7 protein-coding genes are annotated in these 6,116 nt (G+C 73.7%); 1 reads left to right on the top strand and 6 read right to left on the bottom strand.

From position 1 onward, the window contains the following. The coding region (locus KV557_RS08510) for a hypothetical protein (protein WP_218199160.1) at nucleotides 1-406 on the top strand (406 nt) is incomplete at its 5' end. Nucleotides 407-523: 117 nt separating this feature from the next. Here KV557_RS08510 and KV557_RS08505 read toward each other — a convergent pair. From KV557_RS08505 to KV557_RS08480, 6 genes are all read right to left on the bottom strand, one after another. Next, complete coding sequence (locus KV557_RS08505; RefSeq protein ID WP_218199133.1) at nucleotides 524-1,531, bottom strand: lysophospholipid acyltransferase family protein; 1,008 nt, start codon at nucleotides 1,529-1,531, stop codon at nucleotides 524-526. 7 nt (nucleotides 1,532-1,538) lie between these two features. Then, nucleotides 1,539-2,630: an NAD-dependent epimerase/dehydratase family protein gene (locus KV557_RS08500; RefSeq protein ID WP_374106604.1), complete on the bottom strand. Its 1,092-nt coding sequence runs from the start codon at nucleotides 2,628-2,630 to the stop codon at nucleotides 1,539-1,541. Between the two features lie 168 nt (nucleotides 2,631-2,798). Further along, a complete protein-coding gene (locus tag KV557_RS08495) occupies nucleotides 2,799-2,897 on the bottom strand; it encodes a 30S ribosomal protein bS22 (RefSeq protein WP_003948845.1) in 99 nt (32 codons plus the stop codon). Nucleotides 2,898-3,087: 190 nt separating this feature from the next. Next, entirely contained in the window at nucleotides 3,088-3,297 is a 210-nt protein-coding gene (locus tag KV557_RS08490) for a helix-turn-helix domain-containing protein (protein WP_148644250.1), read from the bottom strand. Nucleotides 3,298-3,524: 227 nt separating this feature from the next. Further along, nucleotides 3,525-4,721 carry an acetoin utilization protein AcuC gene (locus tag KV557_RS08485; protein ID WP_218199131.1) on the bottom strand — a complete coding sequence of 399 codons (1,197 nt, stop codon included), beginning with the start codon at nucleotides 4,719-4,721 and terminating at the stop codon, nucleotides 3,525-3,527. Nucleotides 4,722-4,875: 154 nt separating this feature from the next. Next, entirely contained in the window at nucleotides 4,876-6,072 is a 1,197-nt protein-coding gene (locus tag KV557_RS08480) for an MFS transporter (RefSeq protein ID WP_218199130.1), read from the bottom strand. Between the last annotated feature and the right edge of the window lie 44 nt (nucleotides 6,073-6,116).

Genomic DNA, 6,116 nt, shown 5'->3' with positions numbered 1-6,116 from the left:
GCGCGGCTACGGCGGCGGGATCGCCGCCGCGCGGGCCGGGCACGACGTGGTGATGTGCCCCGAGCAGCACGTCTACCTGGACCACCGGCAGGCGGACGGCCCGGACGTCGAGCGCGCACCGGCCGGCTCCGGGGCGAGCGCGCCCGGCGGCACCGGCGCCAAGGGCGGCGGACTGCCGGGCACCCTGCCCAGCAGCGCTCCCGACGCGGTCAACGGACTGGTGGGCAACCTCACCAACGGGCTCGCCGGCGCCAAGCAGCCCTCGCCGAGCGCCGACCCGACGCCCGGCCAGGCACCGCAGCCGTCCGCCTCGCCCAGCACGGCGTCCGGCGGCCAGCAGCAGGGCGTCGACCTGCCCCCGCTGGTCCCGGGCCTGCTACCCGGGCTGCGGATCCTCGGCGGCTGACGGCACGAAGGCTGACGGCACAGCGGTTGAGGGCACAGTGGTCGAGGGCCCGGCGGGATTCCGCCGGGCCCTCGGCCGTACGTTTCAGAAGGAACTCGGAAGAGAACCCGGAAGCACTCAGAAGAACACCGAACGCCGTTGCACCAGCAGCTTGTAGAGCGTGTGCTGGATGGTCTCCCGCACCTCGTCCGCCAGGTCGAAGACCAGCATCGGATCGTCCGCCGCCTCCGCCGGATACCCGTCAGTGGCGATCGGCTCGCCGAACTGGATCGTCCACTTGGTCGGCAGCGGCACCGCGCCCAGCGGGCCCAGCCATGGGAAGGTCGGCGTGATCGGCACGTACGGCAGGCCCAGCAGCCGGGCCAGCGTCCGGAAGTTGCCGATCATCGGATAGGTCTCCTCGGCCCCGACGATCGAGCACGGCACGATCGGCACCCCCGCCCGCAGTGCCGAGGAGACGAACCCGCCCCGCCCGAACCGCTGGAGCTTGTACCGCTCGGCGAACGGCTTGCCGATGCCCTTGAAGCCCTCCGGCCAGACCCCGACCACCTCGCCGCGCTCCAGCAGCGCCTGGGCGTCCTCGTTGCAGGCCAGCGTGTGCCCGGCCTTGCGGGCCAGCTCGTTGATGCCCGGCAGGACGAACACCAGGTCCGCGGCGAGCATCCGCAGGTGCCGGTGCTGCGGGTGATGGTCGTGGATCGCCACCTGCGTCATCAGGGCGTCCAGCGGGATCGTCCCGGAGTGGTTGGCGACGATCAGCGCGCCGCCCTCGGCCGGGATGTTCTCGATGCCGCGCACCTCGATGCGGAAGTACTTCTCGGCCAGCGGGCGCAGCAGCGAGAGCAGCACGTCCTCGGTGAGCTCCCGGTCGAAGCCGAACTCGTCCACCTCGTAGTCGCCGGTCATCCGGCGGCGCAGGAAGGCCAGCCCGTCGGCGGCCCGGCCCTCCCAGCCCTTGCCGAACAGCCGGGTCGCGGCCGGACCGAGCTGTCCGGACAGCGCCCCGCCGACGGCGTCGGCGAGCCGGTCGGCCAGCGCGGGGCGGTCGGGCGAGGTCCAGCTGGGGGCGGACTCGATCGGGATGACCTTGGCCTCGCCCGGCGCGTTCTCGGCTGCGGCACTCATCGCGGGTTCAGCTCCTGGGTCGGCTGGGGCGGGCGGTACGGTTCTGCGTGGTCGGGGCTCGCTCCGGGCCGAGCAGGCCGGTCAGCCGGTCGGTGACGGCGGCGAGCCGCTCGGGCGGCAGGAGGCCGGGGCCCTGGGCGGCGGCGAAGTCGGCGAAGGCCTCCGGGGTGGTGAACGCCGGCCGGTAGCCGAAGGTCTCCCGCAGCCGGGTGGTGTCCACGACCCGCCCGTGGGTGAGCAGCCGCAGCTGCTCGGGCGAGACGTCCACCAGGCGGGTCTGCCGGGCCAGCCCGGCCATCCAGCTGACCGCGGGCAGCAGCAGCGGCAGGGTGGGCCGGCCGAGCCGGCGGGCGCACTGGGAGAGCAGCAGGACGCCCTCCCCGGCCACGTTGAAGGTCCCGGTGTTGACGGTGCCGGGCTCGGCCTCGCCGGCGGCCCGGCAGAGCACGGCGACGGCGTCGTCCTCGTGCACGAACTGGAGCCGCGGGTCGTACCCGAGAACGGTCGGCAGCACCGGCAGCGCGAAGTACTCGCTGAGCGGGGTGTCCGCGCCGGGGCCGACGATGTTGGCGAAGCGCAGCACCGTCACCGCGACGTCCGGGCGGCGCCGGGCGAAGCCGCGGACGTAGCCCTCGACCTCCGCCGCGTCCTTGGCGAAGCCGCCGCCGGGCGGGTTCTTCGGCTGGATCCGCTCGGTGAAAACGGCCGGGTCGCGCGGCGCCGAGCCGTAGACGCCGGTGGTCGACTTCACCACCAGCCGCCGCACCGAGGGCGCCTTCTGGCAGGCACCGAGCAGCTGCATGGTGCCGATGACGTTCGACTCCTTCACCGCGGAGCGGTTGGTGGAGCCCAGCCCGGTCGCACTGACGCTGAGGTGCACGACGGTGTCCACCCGGTGCTCGGCGATCACCCGGGAGACGGCCGGGCGGCGCAGGTCGAGCTGGTGGAAGCGGTACGGGGCGGCCGGGCCGGACAGCTCCAAGGCCGGGAGCCGGGGCGGCTGCACGTCCACGCCCACGACCAGGTCCACGCCGGGCCGGCGGCGGATCTCGGCGACGAAGCGAGCACCGAGATGGCGTGCCACACCGGTGACGAGCACGACGCCCAAAAGTGCACCCCATTCCGCAGCGTTTCCCTGGCCGGCCAATCCCGCCTGCACCGTACCGCGCCGCCCCGCCGGGCCGTGAAACGACACCGCCCGCCCGGGCCACGAAGGGCCTGGGCGGGCGATGGAAGCGCCGGGCGCGCTGGGCGCGGCCGGGGGCGCTTACTTCTTGTTGCGACGCTGAACGCGGGTCCTCTTCAGAAGCTTGCGGTGCTTCTTCTTGGCCATACGCTTGCGACGCTTCTTGATGACAGAGCCCACGGAACAACCCTCGCTCACTGAGACTCTCGCCCGTGAGAGACGGAGCCCATACGACTGACGTGAGGGCCTAGCCTACCGTCCACGGGGCCTGGGCCGTAATCCTGGTCCCCAGGACCAGGAAACTCACGGGAAATCTGCGGCAAACGGGTGCGGGGTCCACGGCTGCGGACCCCGCCCCGCCGGCCCGGCCCTACGCGCTCTCAAGCCGCACGTAGGACTCCTTGAGGTACTCGTGCACCGCCTGCTGCGGCACCCGGAAGGACCGTCCGACCCTGATGGCCGGCAGCTCTCCGCTGTGCACCAGGCGGTACACCGTCATCTTGGACACCCGCATGACCGCGGCAACCTCCGCCACGGTCAGGAAGACGACTTCCTGCAGGGGGCGTTCGCCGGAACTCATGACCATCACCCGACCCTTAACCCGTGTGCAAGGCACCGGCTTCCCCTCCGGTGACTCCACCGGCACACGTGTATCCCCAGAGTAGTTATGGGTGGTACCAGTGGGAAGAGGGGGAAGCGCAGTCCTCGTACGGTGAGAGATAGGACCGTTGCAGTACGTAGTCAGTCGACGGTTCGCAGTAAGAGGCGTGCGCACGGCCCTGTCGGGCGGCGCCCAAGGGGCCGGTTTCAGGCCAGCAGGCCGTGGTGCGGGAAGACCGCGCGGCGGGCGGCGAGGATGGCCTGATCCAGCCGGTCCGCCGGATCGTAACCCGCCTCGAAGTCGCGCCACACCGGGCGCGCGCCGTCGGTCATCCGCAGCGGGGCGGGGCGGCGGGTGCGGCGGAAGACCTCGGCGCGCCAGGACTCGGGGGTCTCGGTGGCCGGGTCGACGGGCCGTCCGGCGGCGGTGGCGACCAGGTGGGTCCAGGTGCGCGGGACGACGTCCACGACGGCGTAGCCGCCCCCGCCGGTGGCGACCCAGCGCCCGCCCGCGTGCCGGTGGGCCAGATCGTGCAGTTCCTCGGCGATCAGCCGCTGGGCGTCCACGGTGACGGCGAGGTGAGCGAGCGGGTCCTCCAGGTGGGTGTCCGCGCCGTGCTGGGTGACCAGGACCTGCGGGCGGAAGGCGGCGAGGAGCTCGGGCACCAGCGCGTGGAAGGCGCGCAGCCAGCCCGCGTCGCCGGTGCCGGCCGGGAGCGGCAGGTTGGCGGCGGAGCCGGGGGCGTCCGGGCCGCCGGTCTCGGTGGACCAGCCGGTCTGCGGGAAGAGCGTCGCCGGGTGCTCGTGGAGAGAGATGGTGAGGACCCGGGGGTCGTTCCAGAAGGCCTGCTGGACGCCGTCGCCGTGGTGGACGTCGACGTCGACGTAGGCGACCCGCTCGGCGCCGAGTTCGAGCAGGCGGGCGATGGCGAGCGCGGGGTCGTTGTAGATGCAGAAGCCGGAGGCCTTGCCGGGCATCGCGTGGTGCAGCCCGCCGGCGAAGTTGACCGCGTGCGGGGTCTCGCCGCGCCAGACGGCCTCGGCGGCGGCCACGGACTGTCCCGCGATCAGCGCGGAGGACGAATGGACGGCCGGGAAGGCCCAGTTGTCCTCAGTGCCGAGCCCGTGCCGGGGGTCGTGCCGGTCGGGGTGGGCGGCGGCGCGCTTGACCGCCTCGACGTACTCGCGGGTGTGCACGAGGTGCAGGGTGGAATCGCCGGCGGGCGGCGCGGCCTTGACGGTCACGCCGGGCCCGGTGTCCAGTCCGAGCGCTTCGACCAGGCGCATGGTGAGGGCCAGCCGGGTCGGGTCCATCGGGTGGCCGGGGCCGAAGTCGTAGGCGGTGACGGCCTCGTCCCAGTAAAGGTGCAGGCCACAGGGGAGGTCGCGCTCGGCTTCGGGCATGGCCTCCACCGTAGCGGGTGACGGTGCCCGGGCCGCTCCCGGGCCGGGGCGCGCCTCAGGCCTCGGCACGCGCTCCGGCCCGGGCGGGTGCGGCGGCGCGGCCGGGCCGGCGAGAACGCTTAGGCCTCAGCAGGCCCTACGCCCCGGCCGGCGCTCAGGCCTCGGCGGGTGTGAGGGCCGGCGCCGGGGCGAAGCGGTCGGCCAACGGCAGGACGGCGAGCACCAGCAGCATCGGGGCGAGCAGCGCCCAGCGGTACGAGCTGCCGTCCGCGATCGCGCCGACCAGCGGCGAACCGACCAGGAAGCCCACGTAGTTGAAGAGGTTGAGCCGGGCCACGGCGGCGTCCGAGTCGGCCGGGAAGAGCCGCCCGCCGGCCGCGAACACCTGCGGGATGATGGCGCAGATGCCGAAGCCGAGCAGGGTGAACCCGGCGATGCCCGCCCAGGCGGCGGGCGCGGCGGCGGCCACCGCGAAGCCGAGCGCGGCCAGCCCGGCGCCGCCGCGGACCACCGGGACGGCGCCCCAGCGCTGCACCGCGCGGTCGCCGAGGGCGCGCCCGAGCAGCATCGCCACCATGTAGCCGAGGTAGGAGAGCTTGGCGACGTCCTCGGGGCTGCCCAGGCCGTCCGTCAGGTACTTGACGCTGTAGTTGGAGACCGAGGCGTCCGCGATGTACGCGAAGGCCATCGCCAGGCAGAGCGGCAGCAGCGGCCGCCACGGGATCGACCGGGCGGCGGCCTCGGCCGCCTCCCGTACGGCGTCGCCGAGTTCGGCCGGCCCGGCGAAGCGGGTGCCGGTCAGCAGGGCGAGCGGGGCGATCACCGCGGCGGCGGTGCCGAACAGCACCGGCAGGCCCAGGTCATAGTGCGAGCCGAGGCCCGCAACGGCCGCGCCGAGGATGCCGCCGAGGCTGAACGCGGCGTGGAAGCCGATCATGATCGAGCGGCCGTAGCGGTGCTGGAGGCCCACCCCGAGCATGTTCATACTGGCGTCCAGCGCACCCACCAGCAGCCCGAACGCGCCCAGGGCGAGGGCGAGTTGCCAGAGGGTGTCGCCGAGCCCGGCGCCCGCGAGGCTGAGGCAGACGGCCGGCTGGACGACCCGGAGGACGGCCCGCGCGCCGGTCCGCTTCACCAACTGCTCGGAGGTGATCGAGCCGACGCCGGCCAGGATCGGCACGGCGGCCAGGAAGACCGGCAGCAGCCCGTCGCTCAGCCCGTACCGGTGCTGGATCTCGGGGATGCAGGTGACCAGCAGCGCGAAGGTGGTGCCCTGGAGCAGGAAGCTGACGGCGAGCGCGGCTCGGCCCGTGCGCAGGCCGGGCGGGATCACGGGCGTCGCGGCGCTCATACGGACCTCCATACGGACGACCTCCATACGCACCGCGCTACCGG

The organism is Kitasatospora aureofaciens (genome assembly GCF_019192735.1).
GTDB classification, from domain to species: Bacteria; Actinomycetota; Actinomycetes; order Streptomycetales; family Streptomycetaceae; genus Kitasatospora; species Kitasatospora aureofaciens_A.
Note: the sequence above shows the minus strand (reverse complement) of the source record. Positions and strands in the feature narration are given on the sequence as shown.